The 22,502-nt window shown below is 63.7% G+C and carries 20 protein-coding genes and 1 tRNA gene; 8 read left to right on the forward strand and 13 right to left on the reverse strand.

Going from position 1 to position 22,502, the window contains the following annotated elements; translation table 11 throughout:
* Window positions 1–158: 158 nt before the first annotated feature.
* Entirely contained in the window at window positions 159–2,138 is a 1,980-nt protein-coding gene (acs, locus tag U5919_RS15595; protein WP_336025495.1) for an acetate--CoA ligase, read from the forward strand.
* A 231-nt stretch (window positions 2,139–2,369) separates the two neighbouring features.
* Here the strand turns inward: acs and U5919_RS15600 are convergent, their stop codons facing one another.
* The 3 genes from U5919_RS15600 to U5919_RS15610 form a co-directional block, all read right to left on the reverse strand.
* Window positions 2,370–3,131: a polysaccharide deacetylase family protein gene (locus U5919_RS15600; protein ID WP_336025497.1), complete on the reverse strand. Its 762-nt coding sequence runs from the start codon at window positions 3,129–3,131 to the stop codon at window positions 2,370–2,372.
* A gap of 168 nt (window positions 3,132–3,299) precedes the next feature.
* Window positions 3,300–3,686 carry a DUF1428 domain-containing protein gene (locus U5919_RS15605; protein ID WP_336025499.1) on the reverse strand — a complete coding sequence of 129 codons (387 nt, stop codon included), beginning with the start codon at window positions 3,684–3,686 and terminating at the stop codon, window positions 3,300–3,302.
* Window positions 3,687–3,996: 310 nt separating this feature from the next.
* Complete coding sequence (locus tag U5919_RS15610) at window positions 3,997–4,755, reverse strand: GNAT family N-acetyltransferase (protein ID WP_336025500.1); 759 nt, start codon at window positions 4,753–4,755, stop codon at window positions 3,997–3,999.
* A gap of 122 nt (window positions 4,756–4,877) precedes the next feature.
* Between U5919_RS15610 and U5919_RS15615 the strand changes: the two genes are divergently transcribed.
* Complete coding sequence (locus tag U5919_RS15615; RefSeq protein ID WP_336025502.1) at window positions 4,878–5,315, forward strand: DUF7510 family protein; 438 nt, start codon at window positions 4,878–4,880, stop codon at window positions 5,313–5,315.
* 65 nt (window positions 5,316–5,380) lie between these two features.
* On the opposite strand, the gene U5919_RS15620 is transcribed toward U5919_RS15615, so the two are convergent.
* A complete protein-coding gene (locus tag U5919_RS15620) occupies window positions 5,381–6,409 on the reverse strand; it encodes a glycosyltransferase family 4 protein (protein WP_336025621.1) in 1,029 nt (342 codons plus the stop codon).
* A 165-nt stretch (window positions 6,410–6,574) separates the two neighbouring features.
* Between U5919_RS15620 and U5919_RS15625 the strand changes: the two genes are divergently transcribed.
* Both U5919_RS15625 and trxA read left to right on the forward strand, forming a co-directional pair.
* Window positions 6,575–7,255, forward strand: coding sequence for a 2,5-diamino-6-(ribosylamino)-4(3H)-pyrimidinone 5'-phosphate reductase (locus U5919_RS15625; RefSeq protein WP_336025504.1), 681 nt, complete (start codon window positions 6,575–6,577; stop codon window positions 7,253–7,255).
* A gap of 77 nt (window positions 7,256–7,332) precedes the next feature.
* Complete coding sequence (gene trxA, locus U5919_RS15630) at window positions 7,333–7,671, forward strand: thioredoxin (protein WP_336025505.1); 339 nt, start codon at window positions 7,333–7,335, stop codon at window positions 7,669–7,671.
* 148 nt (window positions 7,672–7,819) lie between these two features.
* Here the strand turns inward: trxA and U5919_RS15635 are convergent, their stop codons facing one another.
* Window positions 7,820–8,008, reverse strand: a complete 189-nt coding sequence (locus U5919_RS15635) for a hypothetical protein (protein ID WP_336025506.1) — start codon at window positions 8,006–8,008, stop codon at window positions 7,820–7,822.
* Window positions 8,009–8,311: 303 nt separating this feature from the next.
* Here U5919_RS15635 and U5919_RS15640 point away from each other — a divergent pair, with 303 nt between their 5' ends.
* On the forward strand, window positions 8,312–9,037 hold the full coding sequence (locus U5919_RS15640; protein ID WP_336025508.1) for a ribosome assembly factor SBDS: 726 nt from the start codon (window positions 8,312–8,314) through the stop codon (window positions 9,035–9,037).
* 32 nt (window positions 9,038–9,069) lie between these two features.
* Here U5919_RS15640 and U5919_RS15645 read toward each other — a convergent pair whose 3' ends face one another.
* Window positions 9,070–9,402 (reverse strand): FUN14 domain-containing protein, encoded by a 333-nt coding sequence (locus U5919_RS15645; RefSeq protein ID WP_336025510.1) that lies wholly within the window; start codon window positions 9,400–9,402, stop codon window positions 9,070–9,072.
* Window positions 9,403–9,534: 132 nt separating this feature from the next.
* Here U5919_RS15645 and U5919_RS15650 point away from each other — a divergent pair, with 132 nt between their 5' ends.
* Complete coding sequence (locus U5919_RS15650) at window positions 9,535–10,020, forward strand: Lrp/AsnC family transcriptional regulator (RefSeq protein ID WP_336025511.1); 486 nt, start codon at window positions 9,535–9,537, stop codon at window positions 10,018–10,020.
* Window positions 10,021–10,357: 337 nt separating this feature from the next.
* Here the strand turns inward: U5919_RS15650 and U5919_RS15655 are convergent, their stop codons facing one another.
* A complete protein-coding gene (locus U5919_RS15655) occupies window positions 10,358–10,948 on the reverse strand; it encodes an FAD-dependent oxidoreductase (protein ID WP_336025513.1) in 591 nt (196 codons plus the stop codon).
* Window positions 10,949–11,095: 147 nt separating this feature from the next.
* Between U5919_RS15655 and U5919_RS15660 the strand changes: the two genes are divergently transcribed.
* Window positions 11,096–12,694 (forward strand): aldehyde dehydrogenase family protein, encoded by a 1,599-nt coding sequence (locus tag U5919_RS15660; protein WP_336025515.1) that lies wholly within the window; start codon window positions 11,096–11,098, stop codon window positions 12,692–12,694.
* Between the two features lie 51 nt (window positions 12,695–12,745).
* On the opposite strand, the gene cutA is transcribed toward U5919_RS15660, so the two are convergent.
* The 4 genes from cutA to U5919_RS15680 all read right to left on the reverse strand — a co-directional run bounded on the left by cutA (window position 12,746) and on the right by U5919_RS15680 (window position 17,969).
* On the reverse strand, window positions 12,746–13,054 hold the full coding sequence (gene cutA / locus U5919_RS15665; RefSeq protein WP_336025516.1) for a divalent-cation tolerance protein CutA: 309 nt from the start codon (window positions 13,052–13,054) through the stop codon (window positions 12,746–12,748).
* A gap of 72 nt (window positions 13,055–13,126) precedes the next feature.
* Window positions 13,127–13,200 (reverse strand) — tRNA-Tyr (locus tag U5919_RS15670).
* Between the two features lie 95 nt (window positions 13,201–13,295).
* Window positions 13,296–15,896 (reverse strand): type I restriction endonuclease subunit M, encoded by a 2,601-nt coding sequence (locus U5919_RS15675; RefSeq protein ID WP_336025519.1) that lies wholly within the window; start codon window positions 15,894–15,896, stop codon window positions 13,296–13,298.
* 9 nt (window positions 15,897–15,905) lie between these two features.
* The gene (locus tag U5919_RS15680) at window positions 15,906–17,969 is read right to left on the reverse strand and encodes a DEAD/DEAH box helicase (RefSeq protein WP_336025521.1); all 2,064 of its coding nucleotides are present in this window, start codon (window positions 17,967–17,969) and stop codon (window positions 15,906–15,908) included.
* A gap of 845 nt (window positions 17,970–18,814) precedes the next feature.
* Between U5919_RS15680 and U5919_RS15685 the strand changes: the two genes are divergently transcribed.
* Complete coding sequence (locus tag U5919_RS15685; RefSeq protein WP_336025523.1) at window positions 18,815–20,017, forward strand: Cdc6/Cdc18 family protein; 1,203 nt, start codon at window positions 18,815–18,817, stop codon at window positions 20,015–20,017.
* A gap of 57 nt (window positions 20,018–20,074) precedes the next feature.
* Here the strand turns inward: U5919_RS15685 and U5919_RS15690 are convergent, their stop codons facing one another.
* Complete coding sequence (locus U5919_RS15690) at window positions 20,075–21,043, reverse strand: HAD-IIA family hydrolase (protein WP_336025525.1); 969 nt, start codon at window positions 21,041–21,043, stop codon at window positions 20,075–20,077.
* Window positions 21,044–21,149: 106 nt separating this feature from the next.
* On the reverse strand, window positions 21,150–22,493 hold the full coding sequence (locus U5919_RS15695) for a hypothetical protein (RefSeq protein WP_336025527.1): 1,344 nt from the start codon (window positions 22,491–22,493) through the stop codon (window positions 21,150–21,152).
* Window positions 22,494–22,502 lie beyond the last annotated feature (9 nt).

Raw genomic sequence — 22,502 nt, forward strand, 5'->3', positions numbered from 1 at the left:
GACCGGCGGCAAAAGGACATCGGGCCTTCCCACGGACTGAGAGCCACCGAAACGCCGGACGAGATGCCGAGAATCCGCCGCAGTCGTTCGATTAGATCCGGTGAGAGAGAGGGGGTCGCACAGATTTATCATCCGGTGTTCGAATAATAAGGACGAATATGAGCGACGGAGACGGCGATGGAGAACTCGAAGCGCGCCTGGTGGAACAGGAAACGTTCGAGCCGAGCGAGGAGTTCGTCGAGCAGGCGAACGTCTCCGACGAGTCGATCTACGAGGAGTTCGAGGAGAACTGGCCGAACTCGTGGACCCGCGCGGCGGACTTGCTCGACTGGGACACCGAGTACAGCGAGGTCCTCGACGATTCCGAGGGGCCGTTCTACGAGTGGTTCGCCGACGGCACGCTGAACGCCTCGTACAACTGCGTCGACCGCCACGTCGAGAACGGCGACAAGAACCGCGTCGCGATCAAGTGGGAGGGCGAACACGGCGAGACGCGGACCTACACGTATCAGGACCTGTATCGGGAGGTCAACGAGTTCGCCGCGAGCCTCCGCGAGCTCGGCGTCGAAGAGGACGACGTCGTCACCCTGTATATGCCGATGGTGCCGGAGCTCCCCATCGCGATGCTCGCGTGCGCCCGGATCGGCGCGCCGCACTCGGTCGTGTTCGCGGGCTTCTCCGCGGACGCGCTCGCGACGCGGATGAACTCCGCGGACTCCCGGTATCTGATCACCTGCGACGGGTACTACCGCCGCGGCGACCCGCTCGACCACCTTCAGAAAGCGAACGAGGGGCTCGGCGGCGTCGACCACGGCGTGGACGCGACGGTCGTCGTCGACCGACTCGGCGACGACGGCTTCGGCCACGGCCTGAAGGGCAACCAGCACGACTGGGACGACCTGCTCGCCGACCATCAGGGCGAGCGCGTCGCCCCCGTCGAACGCGACGCCGAAGATATGCTCTTCTTGATGTACACGTCGGGGACGACCGGCGAGCCGAAGGGCGTCAAACACACGACGGGGGGGTACCTCGCCTACACGACGTGGACCTCACACGCCGTGCTCGATCTGAAGCCCGAGGACACCTACTGGTGTGCGGCCGACATCGGGTGGATCACGGGCCACTCCTACATCGTCTACGGACCGCTGTCGCTCGGAACGACGACCGTGATGTACGAGGGGACGCCGGATTACCCCGAGCGCGACCGCCTGTGGGAACTCGTCGAGAAGTACGCCGTCGACGTGTTTTACACCGCCCCGACCGCGATTCGCGCCTTTATGAAGTGGGGCTCGCAGTTCCCCGAAGAGCACGACCTCTCCAGTCTCCGCCTGCTCGGGACGGTCGGCGAGCCGATCAACCCGCGCGCGTGGAAGTGGTACTACAAGCACATCGGCGACGAAGAGTGTCCGATCGTCGACACGTGGTGGCAGACCGAAACGGGAGGGATGATGGTGACGACGCTGCCGGGCGTCGGGACGATGAAACCCGGATCGGCCGGGCCGCCGTTACCGGGAATCGACGCGCGGGTCGTCGACACCAAAGGCGAGGAGGTCGACGCCGGACGCGCGGGGTATCTCACGGTCAACAAGCCGTGGCCGGGGATGTTGCGGACGCTGTACAACAACGACGAGCGGTTCATCGAGGAGTACTGGGCGGAGTACTCCGATCCCGACGCCGACGAATGGGTGTACTTCCCCGAGGACGGCGCGAAGATCGACGACGACGGCTACATCACGATCCTCGGTCGCGTCGACGACGTGCTCAACGTCTCTGGGCACCGATTGGGAACGATGGAGATCGAATCCGCCATCGTCGGCGTCGAGGGCGTCGCCGAGGCCGCGGTCGTCGGCGGCGACCACGAGGTGAAAGGCGAGGCCGTCTACGCCTACGTCATTCTGGAGGACGGCTACGACGGAAGCGACGAGATGCGCGAGCGGATCGTCGAAGGCGTCGAAGACGCCATCGGCCCGATCGCCCGCCCCGAACAGGTGGTCTTCACGCCCGAGCTCCCGAAGACGCGCTCGGGGAAGATTATGCGTCGACTGCTCGAAGAGATCGCCAACGACGAGGAACTCGGCGATACGACGACGCTGCGGAACCCCGACATCGTCACCGAGATCCAGCAGAAGGTGCAGTAACCCACCTTTTTCTTCGGAGGGGTCCTGCGGACCCCTCCGATCAAAAACCTGGAGGGAAAAATGCCGCTCGGCTCGCTCCGCTCGCCTCGCGGTACAAACGCTGGTGACGGAGAGTCTATCGCTATTCTGGAATTTCGTCCAGATTGTTGCAAGGAGCGGTCGCGCGCAGCGCAACCCAACGCAGCAAAATGGTGGGGTCGACTCGACGTCACAGTGGTCTCGTGGTACGTCCTACCGGTGCAAGGAAGAAATCGTGTTGAGGGCTGTGAGTGTGATCTCCTTGGAGGCGTCCCACGCGAACATTTGGGCGAATTCGGCCTTCGAGTCACTCCACCGGCTCGGGTGTACTAAGATGTACAGCCCGGAACACGGATGAACGTGAAGTGCGCCGATAAGATCCGCCGTCGTCTCCACGACGCCAACTGTCGGTAGCTCCGCCTCCCACGTCCGTCCGGTTTCCGAGAGATAATACATGTCCGACTGCGGCCCCACGTCGATCGAGAGGTACCCTTCACCGAGGATTCCGTACTCCGCTAACTCGTCCAGCCGTCCCTCCCAAAGGCCCTTGTTGCTGTGCGGTGAGAGCGGGCTGCCGTGGGCGCAGACGGTGGCTACGTCCGCAACCTCGCGGAAGGCCGCCAGATTCTCTTCGAACCGACGCTGCGCAGCCTGGTAATCCCCGTTCGTCGAGGCCGGATCCTCGTAGTGGTATCCGATCTCGTGTCCCCACTCCTCGATTTGCCGGACGATGTCCACGTCAAACGTACTCGTCCGAAAATAATACGTCGCGGTGATCCCACGCTCCGCCTCGAGCCGAGCCAGCCTGAGTGCATTCCTGACTTTCCGATCAACGTCGTGTCGGAGAACGACGAAATTCTCCGAGAGCGTCTGTGCTTCGAGATACTGCTTCACGGTGAAAGTGTCCCAGTTCGCTTCGAGGATTGCATTGAGTAGCCGCTCGTAGCGCGAAGTAGTAAAATCGAAGACGTTCATACCCCGTATCGGAGACCGGAGTACTATGTTATTCAATTCCAAGTTGTAGTATGAGTGACTTATTGTTTACTACGCGGCAAAGTTTTCGATTCGGCTTTCTGCAACGAGCGGTGCGCTTCGCGCACCCGAGTCAGCAAAAAGCTGGGTCGAACTGAACAAATCAGGGGTTCACCGCTCGTAGCTGACGAGAGAGCGAAAGCCGCCGTAAGCCATACGCTCGGCATCGAAGGGCATCTCCGTCTCTCCGTCAGAGCGGTTCGGATCCATCGCGGGATCGTCCATCACCTTCGCGTTCACCTCGTCGCGGTGCTCCCGAGACTCGTACACGACGAACGCGAATACAACCGATTCGTCCTCGCCGGTTTCGGCCAGTTGCGGAAAGGTCCGAACAGACATCCCGTCCGTATCGGGGTCCATATCGTCTTCGACGCCCTCGAAGTATTCCAGCGCACCGTGTTCGATCCAGATGTTTCCGGCCTCTGCTGCCATCTCGCGGTACGCGTCGAGCTTCTCGTTCGGGACCGGGAGGACGAACCCATCGACGTATCGTTCCATACCCTTCGTAGAGACGATGGAACGGACATTGAGCGTTATTTCCACTTACGGCGATCTATCGCTCCGTAGCTACGGTTTTGTTCTTCACTCTCTGTACTGAGTGCCCGATCGATCGCACAGTCAGGCGCGCGGGCTTCTTTTATGCAATTGAAACGTCTGCACTGTCCCGCGAGGCGAGCGGAGCGAGCCGAGCGGCATTTTTCCCTCCGCCGTGAGACGCGAAGCGTCTCACGAGCCTTGCTTCGCTCCGCTCAGCAAGACAGGCTTTTGTCCGGAGGGGTCCGCAGGACCCCTCCGGACAAAAAGGTGGTTAGAGATAGGCCGCGTCCCACCGGACGGGCTTGCGTCGGTTCCTGCACTCGTTGCACTCCAGTCGCTCCATCGTGTCGATCGCGACGTCGAGGCTCTCGTCGACGCCGCACATCCACCCGTAGCGCTCGGTCCGCTCCTCGTCGAGATAGACGGCGAAGAAGGGCGCGTCCGACCCCCGCATCGACTCCTCGTAGGAGACGTAGACGGGCGTCCCGTCGTCGGTCGTGCGGTGGGTGAGCCCGCCGGATTCCGATTCCGCCTCGTCGAGCAGCGTCGTGAAGACCCGCTCGGTGAATGACTCGCCGTGGATGTCGACGGTCCGTTCGCCGACCTCGCTGAACCCCTGTTCCTCGTAGAAGGCGACGCCCTCCTCGTTCTCCGTGAGGACGCGACCCTCCAGTCGGTCGACGCCGGAGGCGACGAGGTCCTGCTTCAGGCGCGCGAGTAGCTGTGAACCGATCCCCCCGCCGCGGTGGTCGGGCACGACGTGCAGCCAATCGAGGTAGCCGACGACCTCACGGCCCTCCGAGATCTCGCTCTGTGCGAACCCGACGATCGATCCCTCGTCGACGGCGACGACGAAGATCTCTCGATCGTCCGTGAGCGCCTCTCGCAGTCGGTCGGCGCTGTACCACTTCTCGACGGCCGCTTCGATCGTTTCCTCGTCGATGGCGTGGCCGTAGGAGGCGCTCAGGGACTCCGTCGCGACCCGGCGAACCGCCTCGACGTCCTCGGTCGTTGCATCGCGAAGATCCATGACACCCGTTTCGTCGTCCGACTACTTGACTTCGGGGGCGGTTCCCGAGCGGTTTCGGAGACGCCGGAACGACGACAGTCGCGCTCCGGAGATATAAATACGAAGCCGACGCATCCTTCGATATGGGAGCGCGCGACGGCCCCGAGACCAGCGAGGACGTCGACGACCCGCGGGTGAACTTCGCCGTGAACGTCGAGGGCGGCGAGACGGTAATCACGATGCGCGGCGACCGCGATACCGCCGTGATCGTCCGCTCGGAATCGGGAGAGCGGATCTACCTCCCGCCGGAGGACTTCGAGCGGGAGGCCGAGCGTCGAGAGGCGAGCCCGTATCAGGGCGTCGAGAGCGACAGTCCGTACCAACGCGCCGAGGGCGGGGGAGAAACCGGGCAGTCGAGCCCGTACCGGAGCGCACGAGACAGTCCGTACCAGGGCGTCGACAGCGACAGCCCGTATCAGGTCGCCAGACAACAACTCCCGAGCGAGGGGTTGGTCCCGACCGCGGACGGCTACCGGATCCGACATCCCGAGCCGGTGACCGACGTCCGGGTGCTGCGGTAGGACGTCGCTATCGCGGCGCAACCAGTACTGCGATAGCGCCTTCAGTCGATACCGCAAGAGCGCCTTCAGTCGATGATCCGCTCGTAGAACGCGACCGTCTCGTCGACGACTTCGCCCCACGTGATCGGCTCGTACTCCGGCTGTCCCTCCAGCGCCAGCCCCCGTTCGATACCGTCGGCGATCGACGTCGAATCCGGCGTCACCTCGACGACGCAGTCCTCCGAGAGTACCTCGTTGACGCCGCTTTCCGTGGCGACGACGCGCGTGCCCGCCGAGAGCGCCTCGGTGATCGTAATGCCGAACGGCTCCGCCAGCGACGGGGAGACGAACAGGTCCGCGGAGGCGTAGTAGTCGCCGAGTTCCTCCTCGGGCACGTAGCCGACCCACTCGATCCGGTCGTCGACGTCGAGCAGCTCCGCGAAGCGCTTCAGTTGGTCGGTGAGGTGACCCGATCCGCCGACGACGAGCGTGACGTCGTCGCGGCGGAGTTTCTCCATCGCGTAGACGAGATGTGAGATGCCCTTCTGGTCGGTGTGTCGCCCGACGAAAAACAGCATCTTCCCGTCGATTTCGAGTTCCTCCTTGTAGTCTCTCCCGGTCGTCGAACACGCCGAGAAGCCGTTGTAGATGACCGTGCAGTCGCCGCCGTATCTCGCTTTGACGTCGGCCGCGGTGAGCTCGCTCACGGCGATGAGGTGGTCCGCGCGCTCTGCGAGCCGGCGTTCGGTCTCGACCTCCCGTTTCGGCGGATCGATGTTTCGGTCGCTCGACAGCGAGTGGAAGGTCGTCACCCACTCGACGTCGGTGTTCGATTTCGCGCGCGAGCCGGGGCCGTAGCCGAACCAGTCGTGGGTGTGGATGACGTCGGCGTCGCGGGCCCGCTCGGCGAACGTCTCGCTCATTCGCCCGACGCGCGTGAGGATATCGCCGTCGCCGGTCGGCACGCCGACGATTCCCTCCCTGTCGTCGGGCGCGTACTCCGCCGGGAGCACGAGTTCGACGTCGAGCCCGCGCGCTCGCATCCCGTCGAATAACTCCCCGACGTGCGTGTCGAGCCCGCCGCTCACGTTCGGCGGGAATCCCCACCCGAGCATCAGGACTTTCGGCGACATCTTATTTCGATAGTCCGTGCTCTGGCACATAAGTCCTGCCGCCCGTCGTGACAAGTTCGTCCTGTCCTCCCTTTTCGAGAGATGCCGCGGACAGATCTCCGTGCGCGGACCGAAATGCGCTTGCGTCGCGGGCCCGTTCCGCCGCGTATGCACGTCGTCGTCAACGCCGCGGTGAGCGCGGACGGAAAGCTCTCGACGCGTCGCCGCGAGCAGGTCCGAATCAGCGGCGACGACGACTTCGCCCGCGTGGACCACCTCCGCGCGGAGAGCGACGGCGTCCTCGTCGGCGTCGGAACGGTCCTCGCCGACGACCCGCACCTGACGCTCGACGACCAGGGGCTCCGAGACCAACGTTCGGCGCGCGGCGATTCCCCACATCCCGGTCGGGTCGTCGTCGATTCGAGCGGTCGAACCCCGCTCGACGCGAGAGTGCTCGACGACGCGGCGACGACGTACGTCGTTGTCGCCGAGGCGGCCGACCCCGAACGGCGAGCGGCGCTCGCCTCCGCGGGCGCGGAGGTGCTCGTCGCCGGCGAGGAGCGAGTCGACCTCTCGGACGCGCTCGAAACCCTCGCCGAGCGCGGCGTCGACGAACTGATGGTCGAGGGCGGCGGCGAGATCATCTTCTCGCTGTTCGAGGCCGGTCTCGTCGACGAACTGTCGCTGTTCGTCGGCTCGCTCGTGATCGGCGGGCGGGACGCGCCGACGCTCGCCGATGGAACGGGCTTCGTCGACTCGTTTTCCGGGCTCGACCTCCGAGAGGTGACGCGCGTCGACGACGGCGTGTTGCTCCGGTACGACGTCGACGACGCGGGCTCGAACCAGTAACAACTACCGCAATCGTTCGTGCGTCACTCAGTCCAACCCTCGAAATAGGTAAGAGGCTGCCGCCAGTAGTGGCCGGTATGAGCACGCCCGAAGCGACCGGCGCGCCGATCCACGTCGAAAGTGCAGACCACCTCGCGGACCTCGTCGACGACCACGACGTCGTCCTCGTCGACTACTACGCGGACTGGTGTGGCCCGTGCAAGATGCTCGAGCCCACAGTCGAGGAGATCGCCGAGGAGACCGACGTCGCCGTCCTGAAAGTCGATATCGACGAACTGCAGGAAGTCGCCCGCGACGCCGGCGTCCGGTCTGTCCCGACGCTGCAGTTCTACAAGAACGGTGAAGAGGCCGAGCGCGTCATCGGGGTGCAGGACAAGAGCGACCTCCTCGACATCATCGAACAGCTCTCGAACTGATCCCGGATTGATTCCCGGCGGTCCGTCGCCGTACGGACCCCACAGTCCGTTCTCGGGGCTCTCCAAGGAGTGAACCCACCGCTTTCGGCTCCACGAGCGAACCGCTCTTCGAACGTGCGACCCGTCCGGATTCGTCTCGTGTGGCCCGTTAGAAGTCGTTCCCGCTGGGCAACGCGGCCAGTTCGACGTTGTGTCCCGTCGACGCTCGGTGTTCGTCCAATCGCGCTTCGGCTTCGGATTCACCGCTGGAGATCGATTCGGTCGGACAGTCGTGACAGACGACGTGATAGAGATACCCGCCAGTCAGTTCGGGGTCGACATCGGAGGCGTGAGCCATATGCTCGTGTCACGACATCGACCCTTAGTTAATCGCGGATTACGGGCGCGATCTCCGAGTAAAACAACTCATTAATCGGTGGTCTGTGCGTGCGTCCGTCGATGGCGGGTCGGCCACCCTCCGCCCGTGACGAATCGACCACCCATCCAGCGACGGTGGTTCGCGTGGACGGTGGTTCGCGTGACCACACCGGCTCCGCGTGGGCGCGGACCGACAAAGTGCGACGACGTCGGGACGTCCGGCGATTCGTCGGCCTCGCGGTATCGGGGAGAGCTTTTTACCACGGAGGAAGAATGACGAGATATGATCTCACTCGACGAGGCCGTCACAGCACGACTCGAATCTCACGGCGAGCGATTCGAGGTGCTCGTCGACCCCGACGCGGCCCTTGCGATCAAACGCGGCGAGTTCGAGGGCGATCTGGAGGATGTCATCGCCGCGCAGGACGTCTTCGAGAACGCCTCCCGCGGCGACCGACCCGCCGAGGAGGATCTGGAGACGGTGTTCGGGACGACGGACCCCCTCGAAATCATCCCCGAAGTCGTCCGCCGCGGGGAGATCCAGATCACGGCCGAACAGCGCCGCGAGATGCAGGAACAAAAGCGCAAGAACCTCATCAACCGCATCGCGCGAAACGCCGTCAACCCGCAGATGGACAACGCGCCGCACCCGCCCGAACGGATCGAACGGGCGCTCGAAGAGGCCGGGTTCCGCGTCGATCCGATGGAACCCGTCGAGTCCCAAGTCGACGACGCGCTCGACGCGTTGCGGCCGGTCATTCCGATCCGGTTCGACGAGGTGACGGTGGCGGTGCAGGTCCCGGCCGACCACGCCGGAAAGACGCAGAATCAGGTCCGCCAGTACGGCGATCTCGAACGCGAGGAGTGGCAGCCCGACGGCTCGTGGGTCGGCGTCGTGACGTTCCCGGCGGGGATGCAGAACGACTTCTACGACCTCGTCAACGAGATGACCTCCGGCGAGGCCGAGACGCGGATTATCAAAGACAAAGACGAACTCAGCACGCGGTAACTCCCATCGGCCGCAAGCGTTCGCGACCGAAGCTATCCTTTCTTGAAGCCGACGAGGAAGCCGCCGGTGAAGCCCGCCGAGACCGACAGCGTCGAGAGGATCGTCGAGACCCAATCGGGGGGCGTGCCGTTGGCCGCGCCCTGCGTCGTCTCGACGAGTCCCGCGGTGAGCCGCTCCCAGTCGACAGTGAGGATCCCGCGCGATTCGAGGAACTTGAAGAGCGCTAGTTCGAGGCCGATGATGACCGCGATGAGCTTTGCGACCTTCTTCGCCGCGAAGCCGATGATGCCACCGATGACCGCGCCGCTTCCGAATTCGAGGCCGAGTTGCGTCGGATCGACCGACAGTTGTAACGGATCGGGCATAAGCGAAGTCTTCCTCGGTAGTATAAGTGGTTTGTGGGGTTTCGTTTGACTGCGACCGTCGCCCCTGCCACACCGATGAACCGAGGCGGAACTTACAACCGATATGACGCGAAAGAGTCCACTATCGAACGTATGGACGAACGAGACATCCGCTTGCTGAAGGCCATCGCCGACCTCGGAACCGGGAGCCCGGAGCGACTACACGAGGAGACCGACATTCCGGTGTCGACGATCCACTACCGACTGAACAACCTCCGAGAGGCCGGCGTCATCGAAAACGACCTCTACGACATCGATCTCGACAAGGTCGGCCTCGGCGTGACGATCATCGTGGAGTTGCTCACCGACTACCACGGCTCGCACCACGATTTCGAGGAGAAGATCCTCGCGGTCGAGGGCGTCTCGCAGGCGTACTTCACGATGGGCGAGACCGACTTCGTCGTCATCGCGCACCTGCCGGATCAGGAGCTGGTCGAACGGCTCATCACCGACCTCGAAACGATCGAGGAGGTACGCCGGACGAACTCGACGTTCGTCGTCTCAACGCTCAGACACAGCACCCGCGCGCTCCAGAACTACGACTTGGAGACGCTGTTAGCAGAGCTGAAAGACGAGTGAGTCGGCGGCTTTCGAACGTTGATGCCCGTAAGTCAGCGACGACTTCGAAATCTCCCGAGCAACTACTGAGGGAAAACGCCGTGTGGGACGCAGCGGCATTTAGTTAGGATTGAAATCGTCGAAAGCGGTACAAAAAAGACCCTAGAAGCCCCCACGCTCTGAATTCCCGCGGTTCGTTGTCGTTCACAGTGTCTGCTCCTACGGGCCTTGCCGTTGGATCTGTTCGAGGGCGTGTCCGCTTTCAGCCCCACTCCGCGGCGGATGTTCAGCACGCAACCGCTTATTTGAACACTGCCCGGCTTCGGGTCCGATCGGTCCATATCCGGCCCGGATTCGATCAGACCTCGTCGTCTCGGAGGTCGCCGAAGACGTCCGCGGCCGTGTCGGGCGTGTCGAAGTCGTGGTAGTGATCGCCCTTCTCTTTCGTGAGGATATTCAGCGCCGCGGCGGCCCCGTCGCCGGCGGAAATGACCGCCTGCCACTCCTCGGCGCGGACCATCGCGCCCGTCGCGTAGGCGTCTGCGACGCTCGTCTCCATCGTGACGTCGACATCGACTGTGTCGTCCTCGCTGAACGCGCAGCCGAGTGACTCCGCGAGGTCGCGGCTCGCACCGGTAGCGAGGACGAGGTAGTCCGCCTCGTGCGTGTCGTCGCCAGCGGTGACGGCGAAGCCGTCGTCCGCGGATTCGATGGCTGTGACTTCCACCCCTTGGTGGCGCTCCGCGCCGAAGTCTTCGGCCTGCTGGCGCGCCGTTTCGAGGAATGCGCTCCCGTCTATCGAGCCGATTCCCGGGTAGTTGAACAGGTGTGCCTTGTGCATCCACGTCTTGTCGGTGTCGAAGACGACCACGTCGAGGCCGTTCTTGGCCGCGAACAGGGCGGCCGAGAGCCCCGCTGGACCGCCGCCGATGATCGTAACTCGTGTCATCAGTCGTGAATACACCGCCCGCGCTGTTGAGTGTTCTGGCGATAGAGGAGAACTCGGAAACGGAGCGTATCAATCGTCTGGAGCGTATCAATCGTCTTCGAGTGGTAACCAGTTTTATTGAATCCTCGTGCGAGTACTATCTGACCGATGAAACACGCCACCTTCGAGAACGAACTCACGGTCGCCACCCACCGCGAGCGCGGGACGCTAGCGGAGTTCCACCAGTCCTTCGAGGACGCCGTCTCGACCGTCGAAGCCGAACTCGGCGCGTCGCACCCGATGTGGATCGACGGCGATGCCCACGAGGCCGACGAGCGGTTCACCGTCACCAGCCCCGCCGATCGGACGCTCGAAATCGGAGACTTCGCCGCCGGAACCGCAGCCGACGTCGACCGGGCCGTCGGGGCCGCCACGGACGCGTTCGACGACTGGCGACGGACGCATTGGAGCGACCGTATCGAGCTATTCCGGGATGCGGCCGATCGAATTCGAGAGCGGAAATACGAACTCGCGGCGACGTTGACGCTCGAAAACGGCAAGAATCGCTTTGAGGCGATGGCCGACGTCGACGAGGCGATCGACTTTCTCCGATTCTACAGCCGCGAACTCGAACGCAACGACGGCTACGCGTTCGACACCGGCGAACCGACGCCCGGACAGCACTGTACGAACTCCCTGAAACCGTTCGGCGTCTTCGGCGTGATCGCGCCGTTCAACTTCCCCTTCGCGATCTTCTGCGGGATGCTGACCGGAGCGGTCGTCACCGGGAACACGGCCGTCGCGAAACCGGCGAGCGCGACGCCGCTCGTCGCGCACAAAGCCGTGGAAATCCTGACCGAAGCCGGGATTCCCGACGGCGTGGTGAACCTCGTCACCGGCGGCGGGAGCGACGTCGGACAGCCGCTGATCGAACACGAGGACGTCGCGGGCGTCGTCTTCACCGGATCGAGGGCGGTCGGTCGAAACATCCGCCGGACGTTCTTCGAGCGGGAGAAGTCTGGCCCGGTGATCGCGGAGTTAGGCGGGAAGAACCCGGTCATCGTCACCGCGAACGCCGATCTGGAGAAGGCCGTTTCGGGCGTGAAAAACGGCGCGTTCGGCTTCAGCGGGCAGAAGTGCTCGGCGACGTCGCGCGTCTACGTCAAGGAGACGCTGTTCGTCGAATTCACCGACCGGTTGGTCGCGGAAACCGAGGAACTCGTGATCGACAACCCACGTGAGGAGGATGCCTTCATCTCGCCGCTGATCGACGACAGTGCGCTCGAACGGTACGAGCGGATCTGCGAGATGGCGCGGGAGGTGGGGACGGTCCGAACCGGCGGTGAAGTCGCCACTAGTGGAGAGCTCTCGAACGGGCGGTTCGTCGAGCCGACAGTCGTGACAGACGTCTCTCACGAGCACGAGATCGCCCGCGAGGAACACTTCGTCCCGTTCGTGACGATCCACCCCGTCTCGGACTTCGGGGAGGCGATCGAGAAGGCCAACGACAGCAGCTACGGGCTGTGTGCGGGACTGTTCTCCGAAGACGAAACCGAGATCGAGACGTGGTTCGAGCGGATCGAATCGGGGATGTGCTACGTCAACCGCGAGCAGAGCGCGACGACCGGCGCGCTCGTGCAGACGCAGCCGTTCGGGGGCTGGAAGGCGTCGGGAACGACGAGCAAGTTCGCGGGCGGCTACTGGTACCTCCCGCAGTTTATGCGCGAACAGAGCCGGACCGTCGTGAGCGACGTTAGAAGAGAGTAGTCGCTGGCGGGACATCGGTAGCGAGTCGTCGCTGGCGACGATACTCAGCGGTTACTGGCCGACTTCCTCGGCGACCCAGCCGGCGTAGGAATCGAGCACGTCGGCCTCGTCGAAGCGCTCGATACAGGGGACGTCAGCCGGATGCTCGGCTTCGAGTTCGGTCTTCAGTTCGGGGTATCGCTCGTCGGTCGTCTTCGCGAAGAGGATCGATTCGGGGTCGTTCTCGTAGACAGCGCCCTCCCAGCGGTAGAACGAGTCGCACTCGACGACGTTGACGCAGGCGGCCAATTCGTTGTCGGTCAGGAACTTGGCGAGGTCGTCCGCGGCGTCTCGTGGGGCGGTGATGTAGACGGTTGGCATCGAAACACGATGTGCGCTGAATGCGCTTAAATCGACGCAGCCGGATCGAATCCGATTCGGCTCTAAAGAAAGTCCGCCCTCCCCGAATTGAACGGGGGACAAGCCGATCTACAGTCGGCTGCTCTACCAGGCTGAGCTAAGGGCGGGCAAGAGAACCTAGCGCCGCTGTCAGACTTAAGGGTTACTCATCGGAGCCGTCAGCCGGTTCCTTGCGGAGACCTCACAAGTCGCAGTCGCGCCGTCAGGGGCCGCGTTCACGCCGACGGTTCGCGTTCCTCGACGACGCGAGCGCGACGAGGAACTGTTCGACCTCGCGATCGATTTTGCTCTGAACCGCCGCCAGTTCGGGGATCGTCTTTTCGTTATAGGCTCGTTTCGAGCAGTCGACGTGCTCGGGAACGATCTCGTGGGCCCGCTGCGATAGCGACGCGAGTTGTCGCTGCGGAGCCGCCCCTGTCCACTCCGGAAGTGCGAGTCGCTCAACGGTCGACTTCGAAAGGCTTGATTTCCCGCCAGAGGAGATGTCACGGAGACATCGCTGGTAGGGTGCGGAGTTGAGCAGCGCACAGAGGTAGTGCGCCTCGCGCTCGTCGTCGGTGCCGACGAACATACAGTGATCGCCGGGGACCACCGTTTTCTCGCCGACGGTCGGATCCGAGACGGTCGAGACGACCGCGAAGTGCGGCTTGAACCCGAGCCGACACCAGACGACTTTGTAATCGGCCCACGTGTACGGCCCGAGGCCGAAGAGCGAGTAGAAGGGGCCGTCGTCGAACCACGAGGAACTGCGATCGAGCAGCCGATCGCGGTGGTCGTTCAGATAGGCGTACGTCGCCGGCGTCTTCCGCCTGAGTTCATCCTCGTTGTCGTCGTTCACGAGTTGCTGGGGGACGAGCTGGAGGTCGTGACCGAAAAGGCCGTATTTCACGATGTGCTTGGATTTCAGGTACGGGTAGATGTGCTCCGATTCGAGTTCGTGCCGCGCGATCGTCTCCCGATCGAGCGCGTACACCGCCTTCGCGTCGTCCTTCACGCCGTGGCGGATCCGATAGGGACACGGTCCGAGCGCCCGTCGTTCTGCGTCCGCGCGGATCCACGGCGACGACGGCGTTTCGGGGTCTGTGGGGACCAGACTCGTTTCGGCGGTGTCGAACGCATCGCGCATCGCCGCCAACGACGAGAAGGGCTCGGCCGGGAGAGAGGTGCCCTCCGGGTCCGTTTCGGGCGTTTCGACGTGTCGCCAGTGCGTCGTCGGTACCCCCTCGTCCGTGGGAAGCGGCGGGGATGAGTCCGGCGAACCGGACGAAGCGGACGGGTCGGACGAACCGGGGGCGCCGCCGGAGGCAGTGACCCGACAGCCGAAGAGCGCGGTGCCGGCGTCGACGTCGGGAAACGGCGCGAGCGAATCGAAGTCGTGGACGCGGTCGTACCTGACCCGTCGATCGGCGATCTCCCGGTTTCTGAGTCGTCGGCCTGCGGGACCGGTGAGGAGGTCGCGTTTCAGCACCACCGAGGCTCGGCCGCCGTCTCGAAGCAACCGATGCAGACAGTGAATCGTATAGGGGACCGAGAGGTCGTCGTTCGCGAACCCCAATCGGGCGTCGAGCCCGCTGTGACCGAACAGGACAGGCGCTCGGTTGGCTTCGGACGCTCGACGCCACCGGTCTTTGACTCGCTCCGAGAGGGAGTCCCACGTGATCCACGGAGGATTCATCAGGAGGCAGTCCGCGCGCTGTCCGTTCAGCGGTGACGTCTCGGGCGTCGCGAGCGCGGCGTCGCCGAGGACTACCCGGGGAGAGACGCGTGGAGTTTCGTCCAACGGCGACTCGTCGACGGCTTCGAGCAGCGGCCGAACGGCGAGGGCGATCGCGAGCCGCGATGCGCGGACGGCGGTCGGCGAGAGGTCGAACCCGCGAACGGAGTCGATGACGGAATCGAGGCACTCGCTCGGTGGTTCCGCCCCCTTCCTCGATATCAACCGCTGTGCGGCGGCGGCGAGGAATGCCCCCGCTCCACACCCCGGATCGACGATGAGCGGGTCGGTGAGTGGAGCCGACGTGCCGACGTCGGGGGTTGGTGTGCCGACGTCGGAGTTTGGTGTGTCGACGTCGGAATCCGGTGTGTCGGCATCCGAACTCGGTGTGCCGGCGTCGGCGTCTTCGCCGGCCACCTCGACGCCTTCGAACAGCGTTCCGACGGCGAGTTCGGCCACGCCGCCCGGCGTGTCGTACCGACCGAAAGCCCGGCGAGTGAGGGGCGACACACACTCGCGGTGCAGCCGCGCCACGTCGTACGGCGACGCCGACTCGACGAAATCGGTCGCGAGAGATCCGAACGTCGACGTCGGGTCCGGCTCTCTCTCCGAAGTCAGAGTTGACCGTCTCTCTGATGTCGCTTCCGACGCCCGCATCCGTGAGAGTACGCGCTCGTGAACGCCCTCGAAGTCCGCGCCGAAGGACACCGGGGCATCCGACGCCAGCGGTCGTCTGGCCTCGCAGCCGAAAGCCGCCTCCAGTTCGTCCAGAAGCCGCGTGAGGAGGAAATCGAACGTCAGTGTTTCTGCGAAGAGTGCACCCGCCGCGTCCGACGTCCGCTTCTCGTGGGACGATTCCCCGGACGCTTCGTCCACAGAATCGACAGCCAACCGTGCGAAGACGTCCCCGTGCCGGTCGCGAACGTACTCGCGCCACGCCTCGAACTCGGATTCGACTTCGGGATCGTCGGTGGCGGCTGTCAACGTCGATCGATACCGCTGTGTCAACTCGGCTTCGGCGAGCCGAGCGCAACGGGCTGAATCGTCGTCTGTTTGGGGATCATCGCTGGATCGGGAGTCGTCGGTCATCGTCGGGAGTCACTCCTCGGTCGGGTCGGGTTCGGCCGTTTCGTCCGATTTGGATTCAGCAGGTTCGTCCGATTTCGGTTCCTCGATCGCCGCGGAGCGGTCAGCTTCCGTCACGCGGACGCCCTTCGCGGCGAGATGCCGCATCTGGCGCTGTGCGAAGTCCTCTTCGGAGGTTCCGTGCGTCGCGAGCACGTAGACGCGGGAGCCACCCGCGGGGCGCATCGTCCGCCCGGCGCGCTGTGCACCCTGTCGTCTCGAGCCGCCGAGCCCGGAGGCGACGATCGCCAACTCGGCACTCGGGAGATCGATACCCTCGTCGCCGACGCGTGAGATCACGAGCGTATCGCGGTCGCCCTCGCGGAACGACTCGAACACGCGTTCGCGACGGTGATGCGGCATCTCGCCGCTGACGAACGGCACGTCGAGCGCGTCGGCGAGCGCCTCGCCCTGATCGAGCCAGTCGGCGAAGACGAGCGCCTTCGAGCCGGGGTGTGCTTCGAGGAGTCGACGGGTCTCCGCGATTTTTTCGGGGTTCTCGGCCGCGATTCGGTGTTTGTCGCGGCCGTCCGCGCTCGCCCACTCGTTGCGCGCGAACTCGTCGGCCCACGGGAGGTACCGAATCTGCACTTCGGGCTCCTGCACGTAGCCGGCGTCGAAGAGCTTCGACCAGTCGGTGCCGATCGGCGGCCCGATGAGCGTGAAGATCTCCTTTTCCCTGTCGTCTTCGCGCACCGGCGTCGCCGACAGGCCGAGTCGGTGCTTCGTCTGCAGGTCGGCGCTGCGGCGGTAGATCCGCGAGGGGATGTGGTGGACTTCGTCGTAGACGATGAGCCCCCACGCGCGCGAATCGAATAACGATCGGTGCCGGTCCATCCCGGCGGTCTGATACGTCGCGATCGTCACGGGACGGATCTCTTTTTCGCCCCCGTGGTACTCGCCGATTTGATCGGGCGAGAGAGTGGTGTGTCGGAGGAGTTCCTCGCGCCACTGCGACGCGAGTTCACGAGAGGGGACGAGTACGAGCGTCTCGCCGCCGACTGCCGCGAGCACGCCGATCGCCGTCACCGTCTTGCCCGCCCCGGAGGGGCCGACGAGGACGCCGGAGCGCTGTTCGAGGAACCGCTCGACCCAGTCGCGCTGGTAGTCGCGCAGGTCGACGGTCAGGTCAGCTTCGAGCGGATCGCCCGCGTCGAGGTCGCGATCGTCGACGACGGGGTAACCCGCCTCGTAGAGGATCCGTTTGATCTCGGCTTCCGCTCCCTCGCGGACCCAGCTTCGGGTGTCGGAGATCGGCGCGACCAACTGTTCGTCGTCGAGTTTCTGCCGGGCGACGTTACCCATCAGACTCTCGGAGACACTTTCGAGGACCACGTAGCCGTCCTCGTGGGTGAACAGTCGGAAGCGGTTCGCGCGCTTCCACTGCGATTCGATCCACTCCTCCAGTTCCGGGGTGCGCCGGGGGAGCACCGACCGAACCAGCGCGAGCAGGTCGTCGACGTCGTCGTAGGGGGCCTGCCAGACGTCCTCCTGTCTGATCTCGTAGATGTACCCGCGGGTGTTCGTCTCTCTGTCAGCGGTCGTCCGCTCTCGCCGTCCCGTGGAGTCGACGAGGTGAGCGAACTGCGAGAGTTGCGCGCGGGTGTACTGTGTGGGACGGTCGACGACGACCTCGCGACGGTCGGGGAAGACGACGATCCGCTCGCGGTCGGCGACCTCGCGCCACTCGCTCGGAAAATACACGACGGGGTCGGTCTCGACGTTCACGCGCTCGATGGAACCCTGCCCTGCGAGGGCGTCGAGATCGGCCGCGGCGTCGGCCTGCGTCGTCCCCAATCGGCGGGCGACCTCCGACGCCGTCACGACGGGGCGGCTCTGTGCTTCGAGGACGTCTCGAAATCGCTCGACGTCGATAACTTCATCGTGGAGTGAATCTTCGGTCTCGTCGTGAAGTGGGTCTTCGGTCTCGTCGTGGGACCGTTCGCCGCTCTCCGTCGCTGAGGATTGGTCGGACTCGTCTCCGCTCGCGGGGCGTTCCGTAGACGATGATTCGGGATCGCCCTCCTCGTCTGTCATTGTCCGTCGAACGGTCCCGACCGGGAAACGGTTTGCGACTACGCCCGTTCTCGACTCGTCAGCCTGTGTGCTGTCATTGGACCCGCTCGCACGGACACACCGAGTTTCCGGTGAAATCCGGTGATTCGGTGTGGTCGGTTCGGGAGTGAGGCACACCGGGTTTCCGGTGAAATACTGAGGAATCGAAGTCGTCTGCAGAGGCCCTAATGAGGGGGTTTGTTGAGGATGTCTTCGGACTGGCCATCCCCAGAGACGATCAGATCATACTAAAGGGATTCTCTGTACCGACTCACGCCCCGAGATCCGGTCACACACCGTGTTTCCGGTGAAATGCGCTGCTATCTCGGCGAAAGCGGTCGTGCCGTGGCTGACCTGACGGGTCCTTCGTGTGAATCTCATCTCCATTCGGGGTATTTTGATTCACGGTGTTCTTGACCTTTGGAAAGAAACAAATTTATACTACACCTTCGTTACCGTCCATTAGGTCGACCTCAAGCCAGCGATCGGTCGTCGCCGACGATGCCGCAGTCGAAGTCGGTAGGCTGGTTTCGGAGTTCTCTCCCGACGATTTCTCTTCGTCCTAACTATTACCCATCGTCCTGACGATTTTCATCCCAGCTATTTCCCTTCATCCCAACTATTTCTGTACTTCCATCCGGACTATCTCTGCACTCCCGATGGTCGCACGAAGAGCCCACACCACGTTTCCGGTGAACAAAACCCCCCGCTTTCACCTCGACCTCCCCATCATTTCCCCCTTTCACCGGAAACCCGGTGTGTGTCCGCTCGCTCTCCCACACCACTGAATAACAACGTATTTCACCGGAAACCCGGTGTCCTGTAGTATGCCGGACACCAGCGACGACCTCTTCACTCGGGAGGATCCCGTCTTCTCAAACAAGGAGCTACTCGAAATCAATCACCTCCCCGGCGAGGGTCGTATCGTCGGTCGCGACGACGAAATCTCGGATCTCGCCGCCGCGGTCAACCCCGCCATCTTCGGACAGAGTCCGAGCAACGTCCTCATCTACGGCAAGACTGGGACGGGAAAATCCCTCTGTGCGAAGTACGTCTCCCAGCGACTCGTCGACACCGCGCGCGAGGAGGACGTGAACGCGACGTTCGCCTACGTCGACTGCGCGCAGGACACCACCGAGACCCAAGCCGTCCAGACGATCGCCGACGGCGTCAACGAACCCGCGGTCACCGGGATCAAAGTCCCCGACAAGGGCCTCAGCACCTCGACGTACTACAAGCGACTGTGGCGGATCCTCGACGCGCAGTACGACGTCGTCCTCATCCTGCTGGACGAGATCGACAAGCTCTCCGACGACGACATCCTGATGCAGCTCTCGCGGGCCGGCGAGGCCGGAAAGATCGACCAGTGCAAACTCGGCGTGATCGGAATCAGCAACAAGATCCAGTACAAAGACCGGATGGACGAACGGGTGAAATCCAGCCTCTGCGAGCGGGAGTTCGTGTTTCCGCCCTACGACGCCAATCAACTCCGGGACATTATGGAGGCTCGGTCGGACGCCTTCCGCGACGGCGTCCTCGACCCGTCGACGATCCCCCGGGCGGCCGCACTCGCCGCCCGGGAGCACGGTGATGCCAGAAAGGCGATCGACATTCTCCGATACGCGGGCGAGATCGCCCAATCGACGGGCGCACAAACGGTCCGCGAGGAGTTCGTCACGCAGGCCCGCGAGCGCGCCGAAACCGATCGCTTCCGCGAACTCATCCGCGGGTCGACGCCGCACTCGCGGTACGTCCTCCAAGCGCTCGCGATCTTGTCGCTCTCGAACGACCGACAGGACGGCTTCCGGACGAGCCGCGTCTACGAGGTGTACGAGAACATCTGCAGCGGGCAGGGCTCAGATACGCTCTCGCTTCGTCGCGTTCGCGACCTCCTCAAAGAGCACGCCTTCTTGGACATCATCGAGCAGTCGAAACACAGCGGCGGGAGCGCGGAGGGGAGTTACACCAAACACCAACTACTCGAAGATCCCCAAGTCGTCAGAGACGTGCTGTCCGAGGACGTGGCCTGATCGAGGGGAGAACGTCGTCAACTGTCGAGAACGCTGTCACACGTCGAGAAAACGCAGCTATCCGTCGAGAACCTCGTCGATATCGGCGATCGAATCGAGCACGTAATCGGGTTCGACGTCGACGTCCGCGATCGTTTCGCGGTCGGTCACGCCCGAGAGTACGAGCACGGTCGTCATTCCGGCGCGTTCGCCCATTCGGATGTCGGTCTCGATCCGATCGCCGACCATCAGACACGACTCGGGTTCGACGCCGACGACCTCTAAGGCGGTCTCGATCATCTTCGGCGAGGGCTTCCCGAGTATTTCGTCGACTGTCCGCCCGGTCACGCCCTCGATCGCGCCGATCATCCCCGCGGCGTCCGGGATCTCTCCGTCCGCGGTCGGGCAGGTCCTGTCGGGATTCGTCGCCAGAAACGGCGCGTCGTTCGCGAGCGTCCGCATCGCGATATCGAGTTTCTCGTAATCGAACTCTCGGTCCATCGACGCGACCAACAGATCGCCCGGCGCGTCCGTCGTCGCGACGCCCGCGTCGTGGAACTCCGCAACCAGCGGCGACTCGCCCACGACGTAGGCCTCCGCGTTCGGGTAGTGCTCGCGGATGTACTGCGCCGTCACCCACCCCGAGTTGACCACGTCGTCGACGCTGGCGTCGATGCCGAGTCTCCGGAGTTTCTCGCTGTAATCTCGACGGCGTGAAATCGCCTTATTCGTCAGGAACAACACCGTACGGAGGCGCTCTCGAAGCGTCTCGACGCTTTCGGCGGCCCCGGGAACGAGCGCGTCGCCCAGATACACGGTCCCGTCGAGATCCAAGATCGCCGCTTCGTAGGCGTCACGCATCGCTTCTCGCCTCCATCGACTCCGCTGATGGACGTTCATCTCCGTCGACTCCGCGACGACGTCCCCTGTTGACTTCGCGGCGGCGACGTCCCCTATTGACTCCGCGGCGGCGACGACCCCCATTGACTTCGCGGCGGCGACGTCCCCTATTGACTCCGCGACGACGACGTCCCCTATCAACTCCACTCATCGGGCCTCCCGCCCCCGACGACCAGCGTTATTTACGACCGATTTACGTTGCATCAGTAAACACCCCACGAGATCGCTCCGCGATTGCTGTTTCCGACACATCTCACCGACTCGCGTCGACGTACGGATTCGGTGCCACGGTCGCCGTTATCTCCGTTTGCACGTGTGGTTCGACCTTTGGGTTCTCCGAGTCGCCACCGGGTTCCCCCCACACGAGCGTTACCTCGGTACCGGGCTCGGCGTACTCCGGTTCGACGACCGCCAACGAGAGGACCGACCGCTCGTTGTACGTGTATCCGAAGTACTTCGAGACGCCGGCGTTTTCGCCGTCCTTCAGCACCTCGTCGTAGTGGAAAACCGCCCAGTACGGCATCGAGAGGTCGAAGTACTTGTACGTCTCTCCCTCACGGAGCAGCGACGCGAACAGTTCTAGGACGTCCGCATCGTCCCAAACGAGCGTCACTTTCCGCCGCTGGGGTTCCCCCACCATCGACGAGAGCGCCTCGCGGCCGACGAAGTCGTGATCGAAGTCGATGAACCGCTCATACCCCAACTCGATCGGATTCAGGTAGTACTCCGAGACGTCGTCCGGATCGAAACTCCCGCCGAGCGTGCTGATCGCTTCGTACCCGTCGCCGTCGAGCCACTCGCGGTACTCGCGCATCTCCTCGCCGAAGATGGCTGGGAGGGGGCGCGCGATCCACCCCTTTTCGGCACCTTGAGCCTTGTAGCTCTTCTCACCGAGCTCTCTGAGTCCGTGGGGTTCGCCGGCGTCCACGAGCGCGCCTCGGACGGTTTCGTGTTCCTCCCACGGTCCCCAGATCTCGAAGCCGACGTTCGAGGCCATCGAGTGCTTCAGCGCCCGCACGTCGACGCCGGCGATCGTCATCTCGTCGAAGTTGAAGAACGGGATGTCCGGAATCTCCCCTTCGACGGCGTCACGCATCACGTCGAGCGCCTTCGGTCCTTGCAGTTGGTATCTGAACGTGTCGTGCGGTTCGTCCTTGTCGTGGTAGCGCTCGTCGGCGTGAACCGTCGCGTCGTAGTCCCCGCGTTCGAGGTTGTACTCGACCCAGTTAGGCGCGATCGGCGTCCCGGTGAGTTTCAGCTCGTTCTCTCCGAGATAAAACAGAATGGCGTCTCCGATCAGATTCCCGTTGGGGTTGCACGCGACGAACTGCTTGGCCTGTCCGGGCGCGAACCCGTCGAAGTCGTTGACGCCGAGGTCCTCGAAGACGTCGAGTGCTTCCGGGCCTTCGACGTAGAGGTCCTTCTGATGGTGCGAGAGATCGGAGAGGCTGCACGTCTCCCGCCAACTGCGCACTTCCTCGATCCAGTTCGTATGCTCTGAGGCGACCGGGTACGGATGGCGTCCGCGGTTCTTTCGCAGTAGTTCAGCGGGGCTGTCAGCGGATTGGAGGGCCGCTTCGAGATTTTTCTCGACCATACCTCACAC

Origin of the sequence: Halobellus sp. LT62 (assembly GCF_037031285.1) — an archaeon.
GTDB classification, from domain to species: domain Archaea; phylum Halobacteriota; class Halobacteria; order Halobacteriales; family Haloferacaceae; genus Haloquadratum; species Haloquadratum salinisoli.